Genomic DNA, 21,198 nt, shown 5'->3' with positions numbered 1-21,198 from the left:
CAGCCGTTCAGACCACGCCGCGCCGCCGGTCGCGACGATACAGCGCATACCCCAGCGGCCACATCGCCCCCACCATCAGCCGCGCCCACGGATTGGTCAGGCGATAGGCCTGCACCGCGGTCGGTACGCCGGAGTGCTTCAGGTGCAGGCGGAAGCGCGTGTAGCGCGCGGCGGCCATGAGGAATTCGCGCGGCCGGAAGCGGAAGAACTCAAGGTGGTGCTGCAGCATGTCCCAGGCCAGCAGGTACAGGCCCTGGGCATTGTTGCCGACCGACACCGCTCCCTGGCTCAAGCCGCCCGGGGTGTCATGGTAGGTGCGCACCACCTGGTTGATGAAGCGGCTCAGGTAGCCGGCCCGGGCGATCGCCCACCACACCAGGCTCTCGGGCACGAAGCCAGCCACATCTTCGGGGAAGGGGAACTTGCGCAGGATGTCGGTGCGCATACAGCCGAACTTCTCGCCCTTGATGCGATAGCGGAAGTACACGTCGACAGAGGTACTGTCGAATACGTCCTGCGGATAGCGATCACCCACGATGCTGCCGTCGGGCCGCGCGCACAGGCCGGTCACGGCCACGTAGGAATCGCGCCGGGCCGGCGGAATGGCGTCCCAGGCGGCCTTGAAGGTGGCCAGCGATTCGGGCGGCATTTCGTCGTCGCTGTCCAGCGCCACGATCAGTTCGCCGCGGGCCTCGCGCACACCGCGGTTGAAGGCGGTCTTCTTGTGCTGGTTGTTCTGCCAGAAATAGCGGATGGGAAAGTCGGCGCGCTGCTGCCAGTCGAGCACGGCCTCATGCGTGTTGTCGGTGGAGCCATCGTCCACGATCACCCACTCGAAATCCCGGAACGTCTGGCGGGAAAGCGATTCATACACCCGATGCAGCGTGCCCGCCCGGTTGTAGGTGGGCGTCAGGACGGTGAAGAACGTCGGCGTATCGGTCATGCGAACTGGGCCCCTTTGCGATTTCCGGACAACCGCTGCGGTCTTGGTCTAGGTGTTTTCGCCTGAAGTGTAGGGGATATGCCCGCGCCAACCCATGCCATGTCATGCAAATTTGCAATCAAATCTGACAATCTGCGGATTCCCGGACCGGTTCCGGCAACGGCCGCCCCCTTTGGGATGCGCTGCCGGAGTGGCGTAAACTCGGGCGGCCCACACCGGAATGCCTATGGAAGCCTCGACCGTTCAGCTCAATGACATCGCCTTGTTCGTAGAGGTTGCCAAGCGCAAGAGCTTCAGCCTGGCAGCGCGGGCCCTGAACATTCCCACTTCGACGCTGTCACGCCGCATCAACGAACTGGAACGCGCGATCGGCCTGCGCCTGATCAACCGCAATACCCGCCGCCTGGACCTTACCGAGGCCGGCACGGCCTACATGAGCCGCTGCCAGGGCCTGATCGACGAGGCGCGCCTGGCGCACGAGCAGTTGCAGGCCCTGTCGGGCGGCCCATCGGGCAATCTGCGGGTGTCGATGCCCTACAGCCTGGCGATCTGGCTGCTGCCGGAAACCATCAATGATTTCACCGACCGCTATCCGGAGGTGGTGTGCGAGTTCGACCTGAGCATGATGACGGCATCGGACGCCCAGGGCACGCCTTTCGACATCGTGCTGCGGTTCGGCCGCAACAGCGATTATCCGGTGGCCGGCATCGACAATGGCAATGGCGGGGCGCCGGTGCCGCGCAGCGACGGCGCGGTGGTACAGGAGCTGGTATCGCTGGACAACTATCTGTATGCCTCGGACCGCTATCTGGAACGCTTCGGCGAACCGAAGACGCCGTCGGACCTGACGCAGCACCAATGCCTGCGCACGACGATCGACGACGCCCATTCGCATTGGACGCTGCACAATGGACGGGTGAGCGAGCAGGTGCCGGTGAGCGGACATCTGGCGGCGAACAACATGAGCATCGCGGGGACGCTGGCGGGGCTGGATCTGGCGATCACACGGATGCCGCACTGCCAGGCGCTGGATCCGATCATCAAGCGCAATTCGCTGCGAAGGGTGTTGCCGGGGTGGTCGGTGGATCCGATTTCGATCTACGTGGTGTATCCGTCGAGTATTCAGCCGGCCAAGACGCGGGCGTTCATGGATTTCATTCGGCCTAAGTTGGGGCCGGCTGAGTAGTCGTTTTTTTGGACGATGCGGGATTCTTGCGCCGCGCGTGGCGGGATCGGCGGGCGTTGGGGCGGTCGGCTTGCTTGGCGTGCTGGTGACTATCAGGAGTGGAGCGGAGGATTTTGCGGGGCCCGCCTCAAACCGGCCGCGCGGGCGGTCTTTTGAGGCTTACGCGGTGTCTTGCGTCGAGATGACGGCGCTCTCGCCTGTGCGAAGGGACCAATTAGCTGCCTTGTCGATGCATGTCCTGCACACGAATCCGGCCGAAAGGCGACCTATCAAGCCAAATGCGTCCCTATTTTTAGGAGCTCTCGGGTCTCAGACAAGCCCCCAAATTGGCGCCCTCGGCACTTTCAGGCTAGAATGCCGAGTTACCCAATTTCCCCGCCAGCCCAGTTTCCGGTTGCGCGGCCGGGTCGAAGACACCCGCAAGCCAAGCTTGAAGGCGGCTTCGCCCCGCTAATTCGATTTCCGCAAATTCAACAGGAGAATCAACATGGCTGAACGCAAACGCGTGCGTCGCAACACCCTGGAACGCCGTTGCCTGGGCAAGGCCTTCAAGCGCTTGTTCGTCAAGTCGCCCAAGGGTGTGTTCAAGATGCTGGAAAAGATCAAGCGCGTCTAAATGACCCGCCCGCCGCGCCAGGTTTCCTGGCATGCGGCCCGATCGAAAAAATCCCCGCTGGTGCGAACCGGCGGGGATTTTTTTTGTTTGGGCGGCCGGGCACGCCAGCGGTAGACAAACGGCCCGGGGAAACTGGCGGGCGGGCGACCCGCGCATTGCCGGCAGGCCATTGTCGACGGGCCGCCCGCGGCGCCGACGGTTGGTGCCGGCCCCAATCGCTGGCCCCCTCCTTTCAGCCCCAGGCGTCAACCCCGCAGCTTCGCCAGCACCTGCTCCGCCCGCGGCAGCGGGTCTACGGCGCCATAGCCCAGCGTCGACAGCGCCGCCGCCGCGTTGGCGTAGCGCACCGCGGCGGCCCAATCGTCGCCCTGGCAGCGGCGCGCCAGCAGGCTGCCGGCGAAGCAGTCGCCGGCGCCGGTCGCATCGACCGCGTCCACGCGCAGGGCCGCGACCGGCGTGCGGGTCTTGCCGTCGTCGATGATGGAGCCGTCCTTGCCCAGCTTCAGCACCACCACGCCGGTGGCGCCGGCGTCGCGGATCCAGTCGAGCGTGCGTTCGGGATCGTCGTTGCCGGTCAGGTGCTGCATGTCGTCCATGCTCGGCAGGAACAGGTCGGCGTGGCACAGTGCTTCGCGCAGCACGGCGCGGGCGCGGCCCAGCGGCCACAGGCGCAGCCGCAGGTTCGAGTCCAGGCTGACCTGCACGCCGGCCGCGCGGGCGCGGGCGATGGCGGCGAAGACCGTGTCGCAGGCGCTGGTGCTGATCGCCAGGCTGATGCCCGAGACGTGCAGGAACCGGGCGCGTTCGATCAGGCCGCCGTCGAGGCTGGCGGGCGTCATCAGGCTGGCGGCCGAGCCGCGCCGCAGGTAGCTGAAGGCGTGGCCGTCGGGGCCGTGCTGCACGAAGTACAGGCCGGTGTGCGCATTGGCATCGACCTCGACGCCCGAGGTGTCCACGCCCTCGTCGCGCCACAACGCCAGGAACTGCGCGCCGAAGGCGTCGTCGCCGACACGCGTCAGGTAGGCGCAGCGCGCACCCTGGCGGGCGGCGGCGATGACGGCGTTGGAGGTGTCGCCGCCAAAGCCTTGCAGGTATTGGCGCTGGCCCTGGCTGGTCTGGTTCAGTTCGACCAGCGGCTCGCCCAGCGCGACGATATCGAAATCAGCCATGGGCGGCCTCGCGGGTGCGGGTGATCTGCGCCACCAGGGCGGCCGTGTCGCGCGCGGCGAAGGCTGCCTTGTCGTAGAGGTTGCTGCCGATGCCGACCAGGCCCGCGCCGGCGGCGAAATACGCGGCCATGTTCTCGGCGGTGACGCCGCCGGTGGGGCAGAACACCGTGTCCGGATACACCGATTTCAGCGCCGCCAGGTGCTTGGGGCCGCCGGTGTCGGCCGGGAACACCTTGACCACGTCGACGCCGGCGCGGCGCGCGGCCAGCACTTCGGTGGGCGTGAAGGCGCCCAGCAGGCAGAGGGCGTCGGCGGCGTGCGCCAGATCGACGACCTCGGCGGCCAGGGCCGGCGACACCAGGAAGTCGGCGCCGGCCACCAGGGCTTCGCGCGCCTGGGTTTCATCCAGCACCGTGCCTACGCCCAGCAGCAGCGCGGGGCCGTGCTTGTCGCGCAGCGCGCGCACCAGGTCGGTCACGCCGGGAATGGTCCAGGTCAGTTCCAGCGTGGTGCAGCCGGCGGCCACGGCCACTTCGGCGGCATAGGCCGCGGTGGCGGCGTCCTGGTAGCGCAGCACGGGCACGACCCTGGCGGCGAGCAGGGCGTCGAGTTTCGAGGCGCGGGGAGCAGCGGTCATGGCATTCCTTTCGGGAAGGGGCGTTCAGGCGCCGCCGGATGGCAGCACGGCGAGTTTGGCGGCGGCCGCATCGCGCAGCCGCAGCAGGGGTTCGATATAGGCCGATTGCGGATCGTCGCGGCGCCGGAAAATCAGCGTGCTGACGCTGACGCATGCGACCGGCTGGCCGCCGGCATCGCGCAGCGCCACGCCATAGCAGACGATGCCGGGCTCGTTTTCCTCGTTGTCCAGGGCGTAGCCGCGCGCCGCCGTCTCGGCCAGCGCGGTCCGCAACGCGGGCAGGTCCGCCAGCGTGCCGGGCATGCGCGATTCCAGCGGCAGGTCGCGCAGCAGGCGTTCGCGCGCCGGCTCGCCCAGCGCCGCCAGGTAGGCCTTGCCGACCGCGCTCGAATGCAGCGCCACCGCCGCGCCCACGCGCGAGGCCATGCGCACCGGGCCCGGGCTTTCAAGCTTGTCGATATAGATCATTTCGGCGCCGGCCGGCACCGCCAGGTGCACGGTCTCGCCGGTGGCGTCGCGCAGCGCCTGCAGGTCGGCCGCCAGCGCGGCGCGCAGGTCGAACTGCGACCAGGCGCGGCTGGCCAGGGCCAGGAGGCGCGGCCCGAGGCGATAGGCGCCGTCGGCTTCGGCCACCATGCCCTGCTCGGCCAGCGCCGCCACGATGCGGTAGACGGTTGGCCGCGGATAGCCGCTGCTGCGCGCCAGCGCCGCCGCCGTGGGCGGCCGGGGCGCGTCCGCCACCGCCTGCAACACCGTCATGAACTTGGCGAACGCGGCCGCGCCCGCCACCTTGGATTCCGACACAACCGCCCCCACCTCGGGTAGATGCGCTGCGTTAACAACGCGCCCGCGGAAAGCACTCGGCAAACCGCGCTAATTTCAGACGAATCTGCGATACTGTTTATTTGTACAGCTTTGTCGCGCATGTTTGACCACATTGTGGACACATGCCTCACGATATAGGCAATTATTCCATATCGCCGCGCCCGGAACCAGCCATTGGCCGTCGTCCGGGGCCGCCCCCTCCCTCAGGCTACGATACCGTCCATGAGCTCCCAAATCCGCATCGTTGGCGCCCGCCAGAACAATCTCAAGAACCTGGACCTGACCATCGCCACCGGCGAACTGGTGGTCGTGACCGGCGTGTCGGGGTCCGGCAAGAGTTCGCTGGCCTTCGACACCCTCTACGCCGAGGGCCAGCGCCGCTACGTGGAAACCTTCTCGCCCTACGCGCGCCAGTTCCTGGACCGCATGGACAAGCCGCAGGTGGACCGTATCGAGGGCATCCTGCCGGCCATCGCCATCGACCAGACCAACCCGGTGCGCAGCTCGCGCAGCACGGTCGGCACGATGACCGAGCTCAATGACCACATCAAGCTGCTGTTCGCGCGCGGCGCGCGGCTGCATTGCCGCGGCTGTGGCAAGGTGGTGCAGCGCGACACCCCGGAATCGATCTACCGCTCGCTGGCCGAGCGCTCGGCCGCCGCGGGTGATCCGCGCCTGGTGGTGACCTTCCCCATCGCCGTGCCGGCCAACTTCACCGAAGACGAAGTGCGCGGCTTCCTCGAGCAGCAGGGCTACACCCGCGTGCACGCCGAGGAAACCGCCGTGCCCAACGCCACGGCGCCAGCCAAGGGCGCCAAGAAGGAAAAGGGCAAGGCCAAGGCCAGCACCGAGGCGCGCCGCATCCTGCACGTGATCCAGGACCGCTTCCGCTTCGCCGGCACTGAACGCGAACGCGTGATGGAAGCACTGGATACGGCATTGCGCATGGGCGCCGGCCACCTAGCCGTGTACGTCATGGACGCCGAGGGCGCCGACGCGCACACCTGGAAGTACAGCGACCGCCTGCACTGCGCCGACTGCAATATCGAATACACCGACCCGCTGCCCAGCAGCTTCTCGTTCAACTCGCCGCTGGGCGCCTGCGAGGCCTGCCGCGGCTTCGGCCGGGTGATCGGCATCGACTTCGGCCTGGTCATCCCGGACGAGAACAAGACCCTGCTGGAAGGCGCCATCAAGCCCTGGACCACGCCTTCGTACAAGGAATGCCAGGACGAACTGCAGAAGTACGCGCCGCGCGCCGGCGTTCCGCTGGGCGTGCCGTGGAAGAGCATGAGCGAGGAGCACAAGCGCTGGGTGCTGTACGGCACGCCCGACTGGAAGGGCGGCAACGACGCCTGGAAGCACCAGTGGTATGGCGTGCAGCGCTTCTTCGACTGGCTCGAGACCAAGTCGTACAAGATGCACGTGCGCGTGCTGCTGTCCAAGTACCGCAGCTACACGCCCTGCCCCACCTGCAATGGCGCGCGGCTCAAGCCCGACGCCCTGCTGTGGCGCCTGGGCACCAAGGCCGAAGCCGACGCCGTGCTGCCGCCGGAAGACGGCCGCTACAAGCGCTTCATGCCGGTCGGCGCCAACTGGAGCCACGAGCAGCTCGACAACCTGGACGGCCTGTCGATCCATGACGTGATGCTGCTGCCCATCGAACGGGTGCGCGCGTTCTTCGACAAGCTGTCGTTCGAAGGCGCGCTCGACGCCGCCACCGACCTGCTCATGACCGAGGTGCGCGCGCGCCTGAAGTTCCTGTGCGACGTCGGCCTGGGCTACCTGACGCTGGACCGCCAGAGCCGCACGCTGTCCGGCGGCGAGGTACAGCGCATCAACCTGACCACCGCGCTCGGCACCTCGCTGGTGAACACGCTGTTCGTGCTGGACGAGCCGTCCATCGGCCTGCACCCGCGCGACATGCACCGCGTGGTCGAAGTCATGCATCGCCTGCGCAATGCCGGCAACACGCTGGTGGTGGTGGAGCACGACCCGCAGGTCATGGTGGCCGCCGACCGCATCATCGACATCGGCCCCGGCCCCGGCGAACGCGGCGGCCAGATCGTGTTCGACGGCACGCCGGCGCAGCTGCGCGCGGCGCATACGCTGACCGGCGACTATCTCGGCGGCCGCCAGCGCGTCGAAGCGCCGCGCCCCATGCCGGTTGCGGCCAACACGCCGCGCCTGCTGCTCGAAGGCGTCAGCGCCCACAACCTCAAGAACGTCTCGGTCGAGCTGCCGCTGGGCCGGCTGGTGTGCGTCACCGGCGTGTCCGGCTCGGGCAAATCGACGCTGGTGCAGGATGTGCTCTACCCCGCCCTGCTCAAGCAGAAGGGCAAGCCTTCCGAAGCGCCGGGCGCCTTCGAGCGGCTGCTGGGCGCCGAGCAGATCGCCGACGTCGTCATGGTCGACCAGACTCCCATCGGCAAGACCGCGCGTTCCAACCCGGCGAGCTACGTGGGCGCATTCGACGCGATCCGCAAGCTGTTCGCGCAGGCGCCGCTGGCGCGCGAGCGCGCCTACACCGCCGGCACCTTCAGCTTCAACGGCGGCGACGGCCGCTGCCCCACCTGCGGCGGCACCGGCTTCGAGCACGTCGAGATGCAGTTCCTGTCCGACGTCTACCTGCGCTGCCCCGATTGCGATGGCAAGCGCTTCCGCCCGGAAGTGCTGGAAGTGCGCGTCGAGCACCTGGGCAAGAGCGCCTCGATCGACGAGGTGCTGGAAATGACCGTGAGCGAGGCGCTGGAGTTCTTCAAGGGCCTGCGCGACGTGCAGACCGGCCTGGCGCCGCTGGCCGACGTCGGCCTGGAATACGTGCGGCTGGGCCAGCCGGTGCCGACCCTGTCGGGCGGCGAGGCGCAGCGCCTGAAGCTGGCCGGCCACCTGGCCGAGGCGGCGCGCAGCGGCATCTCCACCGCCAAGGTGGCCAAGAAAGGCAGCCTGTTCCTGTTCGACGAACCCACCACCGGCCTGCACTTCGATGACGTCGCGCGCCTGATGCGCGCCTTCCGCAAGCTGCTGGCGGCGGGCCACACGCTGCTGGTCATCGAGCACAACCTGGACGTGATCCGCGCGGCCGACTGGCTCATCGACCTGGGCCCCGAAGGCGGCGACGCCGGCGGCCTGGTGATCGGCGTCGGCACGCCGCAGGACCTGATGGACAACCCCGCTTCGCACACCGGCGCGGCGCTGCGCGACTACGAGGTCAGCATTCTGCCGGCCGACGTGGTGGTCAGCAGCGACATCGACGCGCAGGAAGCCGAGCAGGCGGGCCTGACGGCCCTTGTCGCCGAACCCTCCGCCAGCTATGGCGCCGGCGAAGGCACGCCGCTGCAATCGGTCATGCGCAAGCGCCGCCAGGACAACATGGCGATCGAGATCCGCAATGCGCGCGAACACAACCTGAAGAACGTCAGCGTCGAGATCCCGCGCGACAAGTTCACCGTGATCACCGGCGTGTCCGGCTCGGGCAAATCGACCCTGGCCTTCGACATCCTGTTCAACGAAGGCCAGCGGCGCTATCTCGAATCGCTCAACGCCTACGCCCGCGCCATCGTGCAGCCGGCCGGCAAGCCCGACGTGGACGCCATCTTCGGCATCCCGCCAACCGTGGCCATCGAGCAGCGCACCAGCCGCGGCGGCCGCAAGTCGACCGTGGCCACGATGACCGAGATCCACCACTTCCTGCGGCTGCTGTACGTGAAGCTGGGCACGCAATACTGCCCTGACTGCAACGTCGCGGTGGAGCCGCAGAACACCGACCAGATCGTGGCGCGCCTGCTGCGCGAGCGCAAGGGCGAGCACATCGGCCTGCTGGCGCCGCTGGTCACCGCGCGCAAGGGCTACTACACCGACCTGGCCAAGTGGGCTGGCTCCAAGGGCCACACGCACCTGCGGGTCGACGGCGAATTCATTCCTGTGGCGCCGTGGCCGCGCCTGGACCGCTACAAGGAACACACCATCGAACTGCCCGTGGCCGACGTGGTGGTCGACCCCGCCAACGAGGCCGACCTGCGCGCCGCGGTCAAGAGCGCGCTGGAAAACGGCCAGGGCGTGATGTCGGTGGTGTGGCCGGTGGACAAGCTGCACGAGGCGCTGAACAGCGAACTGCAGCAGCAGCACTTCTCGGTCAAGCGCGCCTGCCCCTCGTGCGGCACCAGCTTCCCCGAGCCGGACCCGCGCCTGTTCTCGTACAACTCCAAGCATGGCTGGTGCACCGGCTGCTTCGGCACCGGCCTGCAACTGCAGGGCTTCGACGAAGAGCAGACCGGCGAGGAAACCGCCTGGAACGCCTGGTACGAAGGCGAGGCCAAGGTCTGCACGCAGTGCGACGGCCAGCGCCTGAACCGCGTCGCGCGCGCCGTGCGCTGGCGCGACAAGTCGATCGCCGAGCTGGCCTCGCTGCCGGTGTCGGACGCGCATACTTTCTTCACCGGACTGGTGGCGCGCGGCCGCGAAGGCGAGATCGCCCGCGACATCCTCACCGAGATCCGCGGCCGCCTGAACTTCATGCAGGAAGTCGGCCTGAACTACCTGGCGCTGGACCGCGCCGCGCCCACGCTATCGGGCGGCGAGGCGCAGCGCATCCGCCTGGCGGCGCAGTTGGGCTCGAACCTGCAGGGCGTCTGCTACGTGCTGGACGAGCCCACCATCGGCCTGCACCCGCGCGACAACCGCATCCTGCTGGACGCGCTGGCGCGCCTGGAAGGCAACGGCAACACGCTGGTGGTGGTCGAGCATGACGACGACACCATCCGCCGCGCCTCGCACATCATCGACATCGGCCCCGGCGCCGGCATCCGCGGCGGCCGCGTGGTGGCGCAAGGCAGCGCGCAGGACCTGATCGACGCGCCCGAATCCGTCACCGGCCGCTACCTGGCCAAGCCGCTGCGGCACCCGTTGCAGGGCCGCCGCCCGGTCGCGGCCGACACGCCGATGATCGAGATCAAGGGCGCGCGCCTGCACAACCTGCGCAGCGTCGACGCCAAGATCCCGGTGGGCCGCCTGAGCGTGGTCACCGGCGTGTCCGGCTCCGGCAAATCGACCCTGGCGCGCGAAGTGCTGCTGGACAACCTGATGCAGGCCGTCGCGCAGGGCAAGGCGCCCGGCTGGGCCGGCTGCGAAAGCATCAAGGGCTGGGAAGCGATCGACCGCGTGCTGGAAGTGGACCAGACCCCGATCGGCAAGACGCCGCGCTCGTGCCCGGCCACCTACGTCGGATTCTGGGACGATGTGCGCAAGCAGTTCGCCGACACGCGCGAAGCGCGCATGCGCGGCTGGACGGCGGCGCGCTTCTCGTTCAACACCGGCGACGGCCGCTGCCCGATCTGCGAAGGACAGGGCATGCGCACCATCGAAATGAACTTCCTGCCCGACGTCAAGGTGCCGTGCGACGCCTGCAACGGCGCGCGCTTCAACAGCGACACGCTGAGCGTGCAGATGCGCGGCAAGAACGCCGGCGAGCTGCTGTCCATGGAAGTCGATGACGCCATCGAATACTTCGCCGCCCATCCCAAGATCCATCGCCCGCTGCAACTGATGCAAGACGTCGGCCTGGGCTACCTCACGCTGGGCCAGCCGTCGCCGACGCTGTCCGGCGGCGAGGCGCAGCGCATCAAGCTGGTCACCGAGCTGTCCAAGGCGCGCCTGACCGACGGCCTGATCAAGACCGGCCGCGCCTCGCGCATCCCGCACACGCTGTACGTGCTGGACGAGCCGACCGTGGGCCTGTCGATGGCCGACGTGGAAAAGCTGATCCACGTGCTGCACCGCCTGGTGGAAGCCGGCAATACGGTGGTGGTGATCGAGCATAATCTCGACGTCATCGCCGAGGCCGACTGGCTGCTGGACCTGGGCCCCGAAGGCGGCACCGGCGGGGGCAAGCTGGTGGCGCAGGGGTCGCCGGAACACGTCATGAGCTTGCGCGACCACTCCCACACGGGCCGGGTGCTGACGGAGTTCCTGGCGCAACAGTAAAGAGATTCATGCATTGTCGTTTTGAAGACCGGCTGGCCGGCCGCGCCCTGCGGCTGGACGGCTTCCTGGCCCGCATCGAGGCGCGCGCGGCGGCCGAGGTCGGCCCCGCGCTGGCCGCCATCGACACGGCGCGCCGGCGCGGCCACTGGGTCGCGCTGCTGTTGGACTACGAGCTGGGCGAATGGCTGTTGCCCGAAGCCACCCGGCCCGCGCCCGCCGGCTCCTGGACGCCACCGCGCGACGACGGCCGGGCGCGCCTGACGGCGCTGGTGTTCGAACGCAAGATCGACGAAGCGCCGTGGGATGCCCCCGCCGCCGACAGCGCGCCGGGCGCCCTCAGCCTGCCCGCGCCGCGCATGACCGAGGCCGCCTATGTGCGCCAGGTCGACGCTATCCGCGACCTGATTAGCGCTGGCGAGCTGTACCAGGTCAACTACACCCAGCCGCTCGACGTGCAATACCAGGGCGACGCGGCCACGCTGTACCGCCGCATCGCCGCGCGCAATCCGGTGGCGCACGGCGCCTACATCGAGGACGGCGCGCGCACGGTGCTGTCGTTCTCGCCAGAGTTGTTCGTGACCCGCCGCGGCGCGCGACTGACCACCCGGCCGATGAAGGGCACCGCGCCGCGCCACCCCGACCCGGCCCAGGACCGGCGCCTGGGCCAGGCGCTGCTGGCCAGCGACAAGAACCGCGCCGAGAACCTGATGATCGTGGACCTGCTGCGCAACGACCTGGGCCGGCTGGCCGAGCCCGGCTCGGTCAAGGTCGAGGCGCTGTTCTCGCTGGAACGCTATCCCACGGTCTGGACCATGACCTCGACCGTGTCGGCGCAGGCGCCGCACGCCACGCTCGAGGACGTGCTGCGCGCGCTGTTTCCGTGCGGCTCCATCACCGGCGCGCCCAAGGTCGCCGCCATGCGCCGCATCCGGCAAATGGAGGCCGCGCCGCGCGGCCTGTATTGCGGCAGCATCGGCTGGCTGGCGCCGGACGGCGACTTCTCGCTCAACGTGGCGATCCGCACGCTGGTGCTGGACGCGACCGGCCATGGCGTCTACAGCGTCGGCGGCGGCATCGTGCACGACTCCGATCCGGCCGAGGAATGGCAGGAATGCCACTGGAAGGCCCGCATCCTGCGCGCCTGAGTGCGCAATCCGTGTCCGCGGGGTAGCATAGAGCCCGCCCCGCCGTCCTCCGCTTACCAGGAGCCCGCATGCAACCCGAACTGATCGAGACCATCCTGGTCGATGCCGAGCGCCGCGTGCCGCTGCTGGCGCGCCACCTGCGCCGCCTGGAGCATTCCTGCAAGGCGCTGGGCTACGCCTGGGGTGGCAACGCGGTGCAAAGCGACATCATGATCGCTTCCCTCAGCCTGAACACCCCCGGCGCGCACCGCCTGCGCCTGCTGGTGGCGCGCGACGGCAGCCGCCACATCCAGACCGCCATGCTGCCGCCCCTGCCGGCGGTGCAGGAAATCATGCTGGCGCCCGAAGCGCTGCGCTCGTCCGAGCCGCTGCTGCGCTACAAGACCACCTATCGGCCCTGGTACACCAAGACCATCGAATGGCTGCCGGCCCATCCGCACATCTTCGACCTGGTCTACCTGAACGAGCGCGGCGAGCTGTGCGAAGGCAGCCGCAGCAACGTCTACCTGCGCCTGGATGGCGACTGGTACACGCCGCCGGTCGACAGCGGCTGCCTGCCCGGCGTGCAGCGCGCCGAACTGCTCGATACCGGCAACGTCAGCGAACGCGTGCTGACCCTGGCCGACCTGCACGCCGCCGACGAGATCCGGCTGTCCAACGCCCTGCGCGGCTGGTTCCCGGTGACCCTGCGCGAAGCCTGAACCCGCCCGTCCCGGAACTCTGATTTGCCGGACCGCCGGCCCTGCCACGCGATGACACGCCAGGCCAGCGCCCGGGAGCCTTCCCGGCCGAACCGTCGCCACGCGCCGCCCTAGTCCGCGAACTGCTCCACCACTACCTGCCGCAGCCACTGGTTGGCCGGCTCGCGATGGTTGCGGGCATGCCAGAACACGTTGATGACGGACTCCGGGATCTTCACCGGACAGGGCGCGGTGGCCAGGCTGAAAGGCTTGCAGGCGCAATCGGCGAAGCGCCGCGGCACCACCGCGATCATGTCGGTGGCCTGCAGCACCGGCCCCACCGCCATGAAGTGCGGCACCGTCAGGCGCAGGCGCCGGCGGATGCCGGCCTGCTCGATCACCTGGTCGACCACGCCGTGGCCGGTGCCCTCGGACACGATGGCGACGTGCTCCGCTGCGCGAAACTGTCGCGCCGACACGCCGGTGCGCGCCAGCGGGTGATCCTCGCGGAAGATGCACACATAGGGCTGGCGGAACAGCCGGCGCTGGAAGAAGCCGTGCTTCAGGCCCGGCAAAAAGCCCATCGCCAGGTCGATGCGGCCGCGCTCCATCTCGTCCTTCACATCGATCGAGGTGGTGCGCACGGTGCGGATGGTGACGCCGGGCGCGGCGTCATCCAGCGCCCGCATCAGGCGCGGCAGGAAGTAGGTCTCGCCGACATCATTGACGCCGATGACGAAGGCGCGCTCGCTGCGCGCCGGATCGAAGCTGGCGCGCGCGTTGAGCGTGCCGTGCAGCGCCGCCAACGCGTCGGCGATCGGCTGCGCCAGCGCCTCGGCATAGGGCGTGGGCACCATGCCGCGCGAGGTTCGCAGGAACAGCTCGTCGCCCAGCAGCTTGCGCAGCCGCCCCAGCGCGTTGCTGACCCCCGGCTGCGAAATGCCCAGGTTCTGCGCCACCGCCGACACCCGGCCGTGCTTGCACAGCTCGTTGAACACGACCAGCAGGTTCAAGTCCATGTCTTGCAGGTTCATGCTTGTCTCCACCAATATTTACTTTGGTGATTGTTGTCATCATCCAGATTCTATTTATTTATTTCACACCCTGGCCGATGATGCAACAAACGCCCGCGCCGATGTCGCTCGGGCTCCGATGGATGAAGGAGACAACCATGCGCCATCCCCCCGTCACGCCCTGTAGGCGCGGCCGCCTCGCCGGAGGCCGCCGATGAACACTCCCCTGGATACCGCGCCGGACGCGGTCGCCGGCGCCGCCGCCAACTCTGCCCGCGCCGCCAGCGCCGCCCCCGAACAGCCGCTGTCGTTCGTGCCGCCCTGGCAGGGCGACGGCAGCCATCGCATCCCCTTCGGCGTCTACACCGACGCCGCCCTGCACCAGCGCGAGCTGGGGCGCTTTTTCTACCGCGGCCACTGGAGCTACGTCGGCCTGGAAGCGGAAATCCCCAATCCCGGCGACTTCAAGCGCACCGCCGTGGGCGAGCGCTCCGTCATCCTGCTGCGCGACAACGACGGCCAGGTGCGCGTGGTGGAGAACGTCTGCGCCCATCGCGGCGTGCAGTTCTGCCGCGAACGTTCCGGCAACCGCAGCGAGTTCGTCTGCCCCTACCACCAGTGGAACTACGACCTGCAGGGCAACCTGATCGGCGTGCCGTTCCGCCGCGGCGTCAAGCAGGACGGCCGCGTCAATGGCGGCATGCCACCCGATTTCAAGCCGGAACATCACGGCCTGACCAAGCTGGCCGTGGCCCGCCGCAACGGCGTGGTGTTCGCCTCGTTCGATCACGACGTCGAGCCGCTGGAGGACTACCTGGGCCCGGACATCCTGCACTACTTCGACCGCGTCTTCGACGGCCGCCAACTGGTTATCCACGGCTACAACCGCCAGCGCATCCCCGGCAACTGGAAGCTGATGCAGGAGAACATCAAGGACCCGTACCACCCCGGACTGCTGCACACCTGGTTCGTCACCTTCGGCCTGTGGCGCGCCGACAACCGCTCGGAACTGAAGATGGACCGCCACTTTCGCCATGCGGCCATGATCTCGACCCGCGGCCAGGGCGGCAAGGGCAGCGTCACCAGCGGCGTGTCCAGCTTCAAGGAGCAAATGACGCTGAACGACGATCGCTTTCTGGACATCGTGCCGGAACCCTGGTGGAACGGCCCCACCGCCGTGCTGATGACGCTGTTCCCCAGCGTCATCATCCAGCAGCAGGTCAACTCGCTGTCCACGCGCCACATCCAGCCCGTGGGCCACGACGCCTTCGACTTCGTCTGGACCCACTTCGGCTTCGCCGACGACACGCCCGAGATGACGCAACGCCGCCTGCGCCAGGCCAACCTGTTCGGCCCGGCCGGCTTCGTCTCGGCGGACGACGGCGAAGTGATCGAATTCTCGCAATCGGGCTTCGCGCAGAAGCCCTGGCACCGCAGCGTGGCCGAACTGGGCGGCAAGACCGCCGAAAACACCGACCACATGGTGACCGAGACCCTGATCCGCGGCATGTACGCCTACTGGCGCCGCGTGATGGAAGCGGAGGCCTGACGATGCTGGACTTTCCCCTCTACTACCAACTGACCCGGCTGTACACCGACTACGCCGCCGCGCTCGACGCCGAACAGTGGGACCAATGGCCCGACTTCTTCCTGGAGGACTGCGTCTACAAAGTGATGCCGCGCGAAAACCACGAGCGCGGCTATCCGCTGGCGACCATGTCGTTCGAAAGCCGCGGCATGCTCAAGGACCGCATTTACGGCGCCACCGACACCATCTTCCACGACCCCTATTACCAGCGCCACGTGGTCGGCGCGCCGCGCGTGCTGTCACTGCGGGGCGACCGCATCGAATCGGAAGCCAACTACGCGGTGTTCCGCACCAAGCCGAACCAGTTGACCACGGTCTACAACGTCGGCCGCTATCTGGACGTGATCCGGCAGACGCCCGACGGGCTGAAGTTCGAGTCGCGGCTGTGCATCTTCGACAGCGAGCTGATTCCGAATTCGCTGATCTATCCCATCTGACCAGGACACCAAGACATGAGTACGAACTGGATCAAGGCCATCGCGCTGGCCGACGTGCCGGACGAAGACGTGATCGCCGTGCAGGCGGGCGACCGCGAGATCGCGCTGTACGGCGTGGAAGGCAGCGTCTACGCCACCGACAATCTCTGTACGCATGGCAATGCGCGCCTTTGCGACGGCTTCCTGACGGGCCACGAGATCGAGTGCCCGCTGCACCAGGGCCGCTTCGACGTGCGCGATGGCCGCGCGCTCTGCTCGCCGCTGCGCGACAACCTGGCGACCTATCCGGTCAGGATCGAGGACGGCGTGGTGTTCGTGGCGCTGTGACGCGGGCGCGGCGGCGTTCCGTGACGGACCGGCGCCGCCCGGCTAGCCTTGCAGCGCCAGCCGCAAGGCCTCGTTGGCGGCCGCCATGCCCATGACGGCGGTCACGGTGACCACCGAGCCATAGCCGGCGCAGGACAGGCCCTGCGGCGCCAGCGGTTGCATCGAGGCGCCCATATCGTCCTCGGCCTCTGCCTGCCGCGTCCATTCATCGGGCAGGATGGCGGGCTGGTCGAACCACAGCGCGTGGATGCCCATCCTGGGAATGCGTTTCAGCGCCTTGCCGTTCTTGTCCGATGCGCGCGGGAAGCCGTGCTCGCGCCGCAGCTTGTTGCGCAGCTTGGCCAGCAGGGCATCGTTGACGGCGGCCGACAGGTCGCCGGCGCGCAACGCCAGCGGATCGGTCTTGCCACCCGCGCCGCCGCACAACAGCATGGGAATCCCCAGCGCCCGTGCATGCAGGATCATGGCGATCTTGGCCGTGGCCTGGTCGGTGCAGTCGATGATGGCGCTGTAGGGGCCGGGCAGCACTTGCGCGACGTTTTCCGGAGAAACGAAATCGTCCACACGAGTCAGGCGGCATTCGGGATTGATGGCCAGGATGCGTTCGGCCATGGCATCCACCTTGGATTGTCCCAGGGTTTCCGTGAGCGCATGGATCTGCCGGTTGACGTTGGATTCGGCGATGTGGTCCAGGTCGATCAGCGTCAGGGCGCCGACGCCGCAGCGGGCCAGCGCTTCCACCGTCCACGAGCCTACGCCGCCCAGGCCGGCGACGGCGATGTGGGCGTTCTGGAGGCGGGCGGGAGCGTCGGGGCCGTAGAGGCGGGACAGGCTGCCGAAGCGGCGGGCGATGTCGGCTTTTTCTTCTGGAGCGGTCATGGGGGGTATTTTATATGGGCGCGGGGTTGGGTTCTTGAGCCGCGCGCTGCGGGGCAGGCGGGGGATGGCGGGGCTACGATTGCGGTCCGGAGCGTTCGCTCCGGACTGCCCCGGCCTCAACCTCGTACGCCTTCGGCTCCCTTCGGTTTCCGGCGGGCGCATCTACACGCCCCGCCATCCCCCGCCTGCCCCGCAGCACGCTCATGATGAGGTTTAACCGCGGTTGCCGTGGAGGGCGGAGTGCTTAGCGTGGTTGCGCACATCGGGGGGAAATGGAGGATCTTGCGGGGCCCGCCTCAAGCCGGCCGCGCGGGCGGCCTTTTGAGGCTTACGTGGTGTCTTGCGTCAGGCGCATTCAATGGCGCTGACGTTCAAAGAAAATCAGCGCCCATTGGTATCGACGGAGCCGTTCATTGCCAGGGCAGCATCGTCGCCGCCTAGCGCCTGGTAGACCTTTACCTGGTTGATCAGGCGGTTCAACGCGTTCTCATCCCGCGCAATCTCCGCCGTCCGCCGTTTCTCCTGGGCGTCCAGCCAGAACCTCAGCGACACCGATCCTGCTCGGTAGCGTACCTCGTACAGTCGCTCCGCCTCGCGCGCCGCCGTCAGGGACGCTTCCAACTGCTCCGCCTGCAGGCGCAACTGGGTGCGGTTCGACAGCGCGTTCTCCACATCCGCCATCGCCTGGTACAAGGCCTGCCGGAAGCTCACCACCCGTTCGTCGAAATCCGTGCGCGACACCTTCAGATTCAGGTTCAGGCGGTTGAATTGCAGGAACGGCAGCGTCAGCGCCCCCGTCAGCGTGCCCACCGGGTTCTGCAGCACATTCGACAGAGTCGGGCTGGTGCTGCCCAGCGCGCCGGTCAGGTTCAGCGTTGGATAGAAACTGGCGCGGGCCGCGTCGATGTTGGACAACGACTCCCGCAGGCGCAGTTCGGCGGCGCGCAGGTCGGGGCGGCGGCCCAGCAGTTCGGCCGGCACCCCTTCGCGCGCCTGCGGCAGCGGGTACTGCGGCAGGCGTTGCGGGTCGGCCATGGTGCGGTCGGGCGGGCCGTCGAACAGAATCGCCAGCGCGTTCACGTATTCCACGCGCTGCTGCACCAGCAGCGCGTGCGCCGCCTGCTGGCTGGCCACGGTCTGTTCGGCCTCGGCCACTTCCAACGCCGAGGCGCCGCCGGCGGCATATTGCGCGCGCACCAGTTCCTGCGTCTTGCGGGCGTAGGCGATGCTTTCCAGGCTGTTGGCGATGCGCTGGTTGATGAAGGCGGTCTGCCAGTACAGCGTGGCGGTGGTGCCCACCAGCGACAGCGCCGAACTCTGGCGGTCCTGCTCGCTGGCCAGCGCCTCCCATTCGGCGGCGTCGAGCTGGCGCGACAGCTTGCCCCACAGGTCGACCTCGTAGCCGATCGACAATTCGGCGCTGTTGCTGCGCGTGATTTCGCGTTCGCCGCGCAGGTTGCGCGCGCGCGTCACGTTGCCGGTGCCGGACAGTTGCGGGATCAGTTGGTCCTGCGCCAGCCCGGCCTGCAATTGCGCGCGGCGCACGCGGATGGCGGCGGCGGCCAGGTCGTTGTTGCGCGCCAAGGCGCCGTCGACCAGGCTGTCGAGCACGGGGTCGTTGAAGTTGCGCCACCAGGCGCCGCCGGCGGCCAGCGCGTTGGCGGGCGCGTCGGCGCCGTGGCTCCAGGCGGCCGGGGCCTGCGTCGCGGGAGTCTGGTAATCGCTCTTGAGCAAGCCGCCACAGCCGGCCAGGGCCAGCACCAGGGCCAGGGCGCCGGGTTTGAGGATCAGGGAAACAGCTTTCATCGTTTTCATTCCCGGGCCAGGGCCTCGACGGGATCCAGACGCGCCGCGTTGCGCGCCGGGAGATAACCAAACAGCACACCGATCAGGGTCGAGCAGGTGAATGCCGCCACCATCGACGCGGTGGAATAGATCATGCGGAAGGAACCGCCGGTCGCTTTCGAGACCAGCACGCCCAGGCCCAGCGACAGTGCGATGCCCACGGCGCCGCCAATCAGGCAGACCAGCACGGCTTCGATCAGGAACTGCTGCATGATGTCGCTGCGACGCGCGCCGACCGCCATGCGCACGCCGATCTCGCGGGTACGCTCGGTCACCGACACCAGCATGATGTTCATGACGCCGATGCCGCCCACCATCAGCGAGATCAGCGCGATCAGCGATACCAGCAGCGTCATGGTGGCCGTGGTGCGCTCGATGGTCTTGCGGATCGCATCGGTGTTGAAGACGAAGAAATCCTTCACCACGTGGCGGCGCAGCAGCACCTTGGTGATGGCCTGCTCGGCCGCCGCTGGCGGCGCGGCATCATTGACGCGCACCGTGATGCTCTTGAGGTGCTGCTGCCCCAGCACGCGCGACAGCGCCGTGGTGTAGGGGATCCACACGTTCAGGGTCTCGTTGTTGCCGAACACGGTGTCGTTCTTCTTGGTGACGCCGATCACTCGAGCCGGCATCGACCCCAGGAACACCACCTGCCCGATCGGGTCGGTGTGCGAGCCGAACAGGGTCTTGCGGGTGCTCTCGTCGATCACCACTTCCTGGGCGCGCCGCGTCACGCTGGTGGCATCGAAGAACTTGCCCTGCGCCAGCTTGACGGCGCGCACCCGGAAATACTGCTCGCCCACGCCCTGGATCGAGCCATTCACCGCCACGTTGCGATAGCGCAGCGTGTTGCTGGTGGAAACCTCGGGCGTGACGCTGTCCACATACGATTCACGCGACAGCGCCTCGGCATCGGCCGGCACCAGGGTGCGGATGGTCAGGGCCTTTTCGTCGCCGAAGTCCTTGCCCGGAAACACTTCGACGGTATTGGTGCCGATCTCGCTGATGTCCTCCAGGATCTTCTGGCGCGAACCTTCGCCCAGCGCCACTACCGATACCACCGCGGCGATGCCGATGATGATGCCCAGCATGGTCAGCGAGGTGCGCAGGCGGTGCGCGTTCATGGCCAGCAGCGCCATGCGCAGCGCTTCGCCGCAGCGGTCCAGGTAGGCCTGCCAGGCCGGCCGCGGCGGCAGCGGCGCCGCTTCCTCGCGCTTGACCTCGATGCGCGGGGCATCGGGGTTGCGCCGGTCCGAGACGATCTCGCCGTCGCTGATCTCGATGATGCGCTGCGCGTGCCGCGCCACGTTCATGTCGTGGGTGACCAGGATGATGGTGTGGCCGGCGGCGTTCAGTTCCTCCAGGATGCGCAGCACTTCCTGGCCGGTGTGCGTGTCCAGCGCGCCGGTGGGCTCGTCGGCCAGGATGATATCGCCGCCGTTCATCAGCGCGCGGGCGATGCTCACGCGCTGCTGCTGGCCGCCGGACAACTGGCCGGGCCGATGGCCGCTGCGGTCGCCCAGGCCAAGGCGCCGCAACAATTCCGCGGCGCGTTCCAGGCGCGCCTCGCGGCGCTTGCCGGCGTAGACGGCCGGCACTTCGACGTTGCCCTGCGCCGTCAGGTCGGACAGCAGGTGGTAGCGCTGGAAGATGAACCCGAAATGCTCGCGGCGCAACTCGGCCAGTTCGTCCGGGTCCAGTTCGCCGGTGCTGCGGCCGCCGATACGGTAGTCGCCGCTGGTGGCGCGGTCCAGGCAGCCCAGGATGTTCATCAGAGTCGACTTGCCCGAGCCCGACGCGCCGACGATGGCGACCATCTCCCCGGCCTCGATGGTCAGGTCGATGTTCTTGAGGACGGCGATGGTCTGCTCGCCCGCGGGAAACTCGCGCCGGACCCCGGACAGCGAAATCAACGGTTCGGCCATG

General features: G+C 68.2%; 16 protein-coding genes. 8 read left to right on the top strand and 8 right to left on the bottom strand.

The window, feature by feature from the left end; translation table 11 throughout:
• Positions 1 to 7: 7 nt before the first annotated feature.
• A complete protein-coding gene (locus tag AC6LKG_RS01650) occupies positions 8 to 943 on the bottom strand; it encodes a glycosyltransferase family 2 protein (protein WP_498162227.1) in 936 nt (311 codons plus the stop codon).
• Between the two features lie 226 nt (positions 944 to 1,169).
• Between AC6LKG_RS01650 and AC6LKG_RS01645 the strand changes: the two genes are divergently transcribed.
• Together AC6LKG_RS01645 and AC6LKG_RS01640 are read left to right on the top strand one after the other, a co-directional pair.
• Complete coding sequence (locus AC6LKG_RS01645; RefSeq protein WP_498162225.1) at positions 1,170 to 2,129, top strand: LysR family transcriptional regulator; 960 nt, start codon at positions 1,170 to 1,172, stop codon at positions 2,127 to 2,129.
• Between the two features lie 487 nt (positions 2,130 to 2,616).
• Positions 2,617 to 2,745, top strand: coding sequence for a hypothetical protein (locus AC6LKG_RS01640; RefSeq protein ID WP_006226408.1), 129 nt, complete (start codon positions 2,617 to 2,619; stop codon positions 2,743 to 2,745).
• A 245-nt stretch (positions 2,746 to 2,990) separates the two neighbouring features.
• On the opposite strand, the gene AC6LKG_RS01635 is transcribed toward AC6LKG_RS01640, so the two are convergent.
• From AC6LKG_RS01635 to AC6LKG_RS01625, 3 genes are read right to left on the bottom strand one after another with little or no spacing between them, the layout of a single operon-like run.
• Positions 2,991 to 3,914: a sugar kinase gene (locus AC6LKG_RS01635; RefSeq protein WP_498162224.1), complete on the bottom strand. Its 924-nt coding sequence runs from the start codon at positions 3,912 to 3,914 to the stop codon at positions 2,991 to 2,993.
• Complete coding sequence (locus AC6LKG_RS01630; protein ID WP_498162222.1) at positions 3,907 to 4,551, bottom strand: bifunctional 4-hydroxy-2-oxoglutarate aldolase/2-dehydro-3-deoxy-phosphogluconate aldolase; 645 nt, start codon at positions 4,549 to 4,551, stop codon at positions 3,907 to 3,909. The genes AC6LKG_RS01635 and AC6LKG_RS01630 overlap by 8 nt, the downstream gene beginning before the upstream one ends.
• Before the next feature lie 24 nt (positions 4,552 to 4,575).
• Positions 4,576 to 5,355, bottom strand: a complete 780-nt coding sequence (locus tag AC6LKG_RS01625) for an IclR family transcriptional regulator (RefSeq protein ID WP_498162221.1) — start codon at positions 5,353 to 5,355, stop codon at positions 4,576 to 4,578.
• A 243-nt stretch (positions 5,356 to 5,598) separates the two neighbouring features.
• Between AC6LKG_RS01625 and uvrA the strand changes: the two genes are divergently transcribed.
• From uvrA to AC6LKG_RS01610, 3 genes are all read left to right on the top strand, one after another.
• The gene (gene uvrA, locus AC6LKG_RS01620; protein WP_498162220.1) at positions 5,599 to 11,358 is read left to right on the top strand and encodes an excinuclease ABC subunit UvrA; all 5,760 of its coding nucleotides are present in this window, start codon (positions 5,599 to 5,601) and stop codon (positions 11,356 to 11,358) included.
• A gap of 8 nt (positions 11,359 to 11,366) precedes the next feature.
• Positions 11,367 to 12,503, top strand: a complete 1,137-nt coding sequence (locus AC6LKG_RS01615) for an aminodeoxychorismate synthase component I (RefSeq protein WP_498162219.1) — start codon at positions 11,367 to 11,369, stop codon at positions 12,501 to 12,503.
• 68 nt (positions 12,504 to 12,571) lie between these two features.
• On the top strand, positions 12,572 to 13,204 hold the full coding sequence (locus AC6LKG_RS01610; RefSeq protein WP_498162218.1) for an aminotransferase class IV family protein: 633 nt from the start codon (positions 12,572 to 12,574) through the stop codon (positions 13,202 to 13,204).
• 110 nt (positions 13,205 to 13,314) lie between these two features.
• Here the strand turns inward: AC6LKG_RS01610 and AC6LKG_RS01605 are convergent, their stop codons facing one another.
• Positions 13,315 to 14,217, bottom strand: coding sequence for a LysR family transcriptional regulator (locus tag AC6LKG_RS01605; RefSeq protein ID WP_498162217.1), 903 nt, complete (start codon positions 14,215 to 14,217; stop codon positions 13,315 to 13,317).
• Positions 14,218 to 14,410: 193 nt separating this feature from the next.
• On the opposite strand from AC6LKG_RS01605, the gene AC6LKG_RS01600 reads away from it, so the two are divergent.
• Genes AC6LKG_RS01600 through AC6LKG_RS01590 form a run of 3 tightly spaced genes read left to right on the top strand, consistent with a single transcriptional unit; the run spans position 14,411 to position 16,548 of the window.
• Positions 14,411 to 15,745 carry an aromatic ring-hydroxylating dioxygenase subunit alpha gene (locus tag AC6LKG_RS01600; RefSeq protein ID WP_498162216.1) on the top strand — a complete coding sequence of 445 codons (1,335 nt, stop codon included), beginning with the start codon at positions 14,411 to 14,413 and terminating at the stop codon, positions 15,743 to 15,745.
• Positions 15,746 to 15,747: 2 nt separating this feature from the next.
• Positions 15,748 to 16,221 carry an aromatic-ring-hydroxylating dioxygenase subunit beta gene (locus tag AC6LKG_RS01595; protein ID WP_498162214.1) on the top strand — a complete coding sequence of 158 codons (474 nt, stop codon included), beginning with the start codon at positions 15,748 to 15,750 and terminating at the stop codon, positions 16,219 to 16,221.
• 15 nt (positions 16,222 to 16,236) lie between these two features.
• Positions 16,237 to 16,548, top strand: coding sequence for a non-heme iron oxygenase ferredoxin subunit (locus AC6LKG_RS01590; RefSeq protein ID WP_498162213.1), 312 nt, complete (start codon positions 16,237 to 16,239; stop codon positions 16,546 to 16,548).
• 42 nt (positions 16,549 to 16,590) lie between these two features.
• Here AC6LKG_RS01590 and AC6LKG_RS01585 read toward each other — a convergent pair whose 3' ends face one another.
• The 3 genes from AC6LKG_RS01585 to AC6LKG_RS01575 form a co-directional block, all read right to left on the bottom strand.
• A complete protein-coding gene (locus AC6LKG_RS01585; RefSeq protein ID WP_498162212.1) occupies positions 16,591 to 17,427 on the bottom strand; it encodes a tRNA threonylcarbamoyladenosine dehydratase in 837 nt (278 codons plus the stop codon).
• Between the two features lie 381 nt (positions 17,428 to 17,808).
• A complete protein-coding gene (locus tag AC6LKG_RS01580) occupies positions 17,809 to 19,233 on the bottom strand; it encodes an efflux transporter outer membrane subunit (protein ID WP_498162210.1) in 1,425 nt (474 codons plus the stop codon).
• Between the two features lie 5 nt (positions 19,234 to 19,238).
• The gene (locus tag AC6LKG_RS01575) at positions 19,239 to 21,197 is read right to left on the bottom strand and encodes a MacB family efflux pump subunit (RefSeq protein WP_498162208.1); all 1,959 of its coding nucleotides are present in this window, start codon (positions 21,195 to 21,197) and stop codon (positions 19,239 to 19,241) included.
• Position 21,198: the final 1 nt, after the last annotated feature.

This window comes from Achromobacter sp. 46006, assembly GCF_059761975.1.
The sequence above is the reverse complement of the archived record's forward strand: the minus strand, read 5'-3'. Positions and strand labels throughout refer to the sequence as shown.

Excerpts from the sequence above, each read along its gene's own strand:
- AC6LKG_RS01650 (WP_498162227.1), bottom strand. The coding sequence starts at position 943 with ATGACCGATACGCCGACGTTCTTCACCGTCCTGACGCCCACCTACAAC.
- AC6LKG_RS01645 (WP_498162225.1), top strand. The coding sequence starts at position 1,170 with ATGGAAGCCTCGACCGTTCAGCTCAATGACATCGCCTTGTTCGTAGAG.
- AC6LKG_RS01640 (WP_006226408.1), top strand. The coding sequence starts at position 2,617 with ATGGCTGAACGCAAACGCGTGCGTCGCAACACCCTGGAACGCCGTTGC.
- AC6LKG_RS01635 (WP_498162224.1), bottom strand. The coding sequence starts at position 3,914 with ATGGCTGATTTCGATATCGTCGCGCTGGGCGAGCCGCTGGTCGAACTG.
- AC6LKG_RS01630 (WP_498162222.1), bottom strand. The coding sequence starts at position 4,551 with ATGACCGCTGCTCCCCGCGCCTCGAAACTCGACGCCCTGCTCGCCGCC.
- uvrA (WP_498162220.1), top strand. The coding sequence starts at position 5,599 with ATGAGCTCCCAAATCCGCATCGTTGGCGCCCGCCAGAACAATCTCAAG.
- AC6LKG_RS01615 (WP_498162219.1), top strand. The coding sequence starts at position 11,367 with ATGCATTGTCGTTTTGAAGACCGGCTGGCCGGCCGCGCCCTGCGGCTG.
- AC6LKG_RS01610 (WP_498162218.1), top strand. The coding sequence starts at position 12,572 with ATGCAACCCGAACTGATCGAGACCATCCTGGTCGATGCCGAGCGCCGC.
- AC6LKG_RS01605 (WP_498162217.1), bottom strand. The coding sequence starts at position 14,217 with ATGAACCTGCAAGACATGGACTTGAACCTGCTGGTCGTGTTCAACGAG.
- AC6LKG_RS01600 (WP_498162216.1), top strand. The coding sequence starts at position 14,411 with ATGAACACTCCCCTGGATACCGCGCCGGACGCGGTCGCCGGCGCCGCC.
- AC6LKG_RS01595 (WP_498162214.1), top strand. The coding sequence starts at position 15,748 with ATGCTGGACTTTCCCCTCTACTACCAACTGACCCGGCTGTACACCGAC.
- AC6LKG_RS01590 (WP_498162213.1), top strand. The coding sequence starts at position 16,237 with ATGAGTACGAACTGGATCAAGGCCATCGCGCTGGCCGACGTGCCGGAC.
- AC6LKG_RS01585 (WP_498162212.1), bottom strand. The coding sequence starts at position 17,427 with ATGACCGCTCCAGAAGAAAAAGCCGACATCGCCCGCCGCTTCGGCAGC.
- AC6LKG_RS01580 (WP_498162210.1), bottom strand. The coding sequence starts at position 19,233 with ATGAAAGCTGTTTCCCTGATCCTCAAACCCGGCGCCCTGGCCCTGGTG.
- AC6LKG_RS01575 (WP_498162208.1), bottom strand. The coding sequence starts at position 21,197 with ATGGCCGAACCGTTGATTTCGCTGTCCGGGGTCCGGCGCGAGTTTCCC.